This window comes from Pseudactinotalea sp. (assembly GCF_048594945.1).
Taxonomy (GTDB): Bacteria; Actinomycetota; Actinomycetes; order Actinomycetales; family Beutenbergiaceae; genus Pseudactinotalea.
Window position 1 is genome coordinate 1 of the sequence record NZ_JBMDXJ010000184.1, and the last position, 2,001, is coordinate 2,001.

2 protein-coding genes and 1 pseudogene are annotated in these 2,001 nt (G+C 69.5%); 1 reads left to right on the top strand and 2 read right to left on the bottom strand.

Annotation, left to right across the window (positions count from 1 at the left end; translation table 11 throughout):
• Positions 1-934, bottom strand: a 934-nt coding sequence (locus tag ACOJSN_RS08225) for a sensor histidine kinase (protein ID WP_420112015.1), incomplete at its 3' end; no start/stop codon positions are given.
• 16 nt (positions 935-950) lie between these two features.
• Positions 951-1,619, bottom strand: coding sequence for a response regulator transcription factor (locus ACOJSN_RS08230; protein ID WP_420112016.1), 669 nt, complete (start codon positions 1,617-1,619; stop codon positions 951-953).
• A gap of 87 nt (positions 1,620-1,706) precedes the next feature.
• Between ACOJSN_RS08230 and ACOJSN_RS08235 the strand changes: the two are divergent.
• A pseudogene (locus ACOJSN_RS08235) lies at positions 1,707-2,001 on the top strand (hypothetical protein); the annotation flags it as partial.

Below are 2,001 nucleotides of genomic sequence, written 5' to 3' on the forward strand. Positions count from 1 at the left end.
CGTCGTGGTCGCTGCGGACTCGGCCGCTGCCACGGCGGAACCGTTCGGTCAGACCCGTCACCACGTGCGGATCGAGCAGGGTGCCGGTGTTCTCGACCGTGAGCACCACCCAGCCCGGCTCGCGCACGGTGCGGACGCTCACGGTGGCCGGCGCGCCGGAGTTGTGTACGATCGCGTTGTGCACGAGTTTCGTGATCAGGTGGAGCAGTAGCGCCCGCGAGCCGCTGGTCGGCGCCACATCGCCCGTGACGTCGATGGCCACGCGACGCCGCTCGGCGAGCGGCAGCAGGGTCTCGGCGGCCTCCTCCGCGAGGAGCGACAGATCGACGGGCTCGGGGCTGAAGGACCGCCGGTCGGCGCGACTGAGCAGCAGCAGCGCCTCGGTCAGGTCGATCGCGCGCGTGTTCATGTGCAGGAGCCGGTCCACGAGCTCGGCGCCGCCGTGGTCCGGGTCGTCGCGAGCAACCTCGAGCAGGGTCTGCGTGGTCGCGAGCGGAGTCCGTAGCTCGTGCGAGGCGTTGGCCGCGAACCGCTGCTGCTCGGCCACGTGGGCCTCGAGCTGCGCGAGCATCGTGTCGAACGCGTCGGCGAGCTCACGGAGTTCGTCCTGGCGTCCCTCCAGGTCGATCCGGTGGGTGAGCGAGCCGGCGCTGGCACGACGTGCAGCGTGCGTGATCTGCCGCAGCGGGGACAGCATGCGACCGGCCAGGAGCCAGCCACCCACCAGTCCGAGCACCAACATGCCGGCCATCGCCTGGAGCGCGCGCGGCACGAACGCCTCGATGAGATCGGACCGGTTGGGCACGAACGGGCCGCGCGTGTCGATCGGTCCGTCGGGCACGTACCGCAGCAGGAACGCAGAGACCACGACGAGCAACAGCACGCACGCGAGCATCACGAAGCCGGTGTAGCTGAGCGCGAGCTTCGCCTGCACACTCAGACCGCGGGGCCTAGCCACCCTGCGTGTCGATTCGGTAGCCCACGCCCGGGACAGTGGCGATCACCCAGGGCTCCCCCATGCGTCGACGCAGCGCCGAGACGGTGATGCGCACGGCGTTCGTGAAGGGGTCGGCGTTCTCGTCCCACGCTCGTTCCAGGAGCTCCTCGGCACTGACCACACCGCCTTCTGCGGCGAGCAGGACCTCGAGTACTGCGAACTGCTTGCGCGTCAGCGCGATGTACTTCCCGTCCCGATACACCTCACGCCGGAACGGATCCAGACGGACGCCAGCCAGCTCCCGCAGCGGCGGCCGGTGGCGTGCGCGGCGCCGGTCGAGTGCCCGTAGCCGCAGCACCAGCTCGCGCAGCTCGAACGGCTTCGTGAGGTAATCGTCAGCCCCCAGCTCAAATCCTGAGGCCTTGTCGTCGATCCGGTCAGCGGCCGTCAACATGAGGATCGGGGTGCCGGAGCCCGACGCCACGATGTGCGCGGCGACCTGGTCCCCGGAAGGGCCGGGGATGTCCCGGTCGAGCACGGCGATGTCATAGGTGTTGACGGCAAGCAGCTCCAAGGCGGTGTCTCCGTCGCCGGCGACGTCTGCCGCGATCGCCTCGAGGCGTAAGCCGGCACGAATCGCGTCGGCCATGTAGGGCTCGTCTTCGACGACCAAAACCCGCATGGCCTCGATGGTACGAGCCCGGATCTATCGTGCGCGTATCGAGAATCGCAGACGCTGCGGCAACCGGACGCGTCTTTGACTCCTGGCATGAGCACCTCCTCCTCGACGCACCCTTCTCCTCGCACGCGATCCCGGGTCGTGCTGCTCCTGATGATCGTGGTGCTCGTCGCGCTCGGCGTCACGGTCGCGCAGTACCTCTCCCGCTCCGATTCCGGCGTCCTGCCGTCGTTCGGCGATGTCGGCGACCGCGCGGACGGCGTCGTGGACGTGACCGATGGAGTTCTTCCCGACGGGGTCACCGTGCACGACGAGGAGTACCCGGGCGTGGCGAACCTGCAGCCCGCCCTGCTGGCGGCACTGCAACGCGCGGCTGACGAGGCCG

Excerpts from the sequence above, each read along its gene's own strand:
- ACOJSN_RS08230 (WP_420112016.1), bottom strand. The coding sequence starts at position 1,619 with ATGCGGGTTTTGGTCGTCGAAGACGAGCCCTACATGGCCGACGCGATT.